We start from the raw sequence: 261 nt of genomic DNA on the forward strand, positions 1-261 counted from the left end.
ATTGGTAGATGCATTACCTGAATCACCAGCTAAAGATGATCTAGATGCTCGTTTAGATGCTTTAGATACAGCTGTGCCAGTAGTTAATGATTTAAATGATGATGGTATTATTGATGCTGCGGAAGCTGCGATTGCAGCAGCAACACAAGCGGTTCAAACTGCAGAAGCTAAGCATGATGAATTGGTAGAGGCAATTGATGCTAAAAATGGTGTAATCAGTCCAGCAATGCAAGCTGAATTACAAGCGATCAAAGATCAATT

General features: G+C 39.8%; 1 protein-coding gene. It reads left to right on the top strand.

The genetic code is table 11. The features are described 5' to 3' along the window. Nucleotides 1–261, top strand: a 261-nt coding sequence (locus AC1M9N_RS14515; protein WP_481954981.1) for a hypothetical protein, incomplete at both ends; no start/stop codon positions are given.

It is taken from the genome of Acinetobacter sp. ANC_7655 (assembly GCF_056784015.1).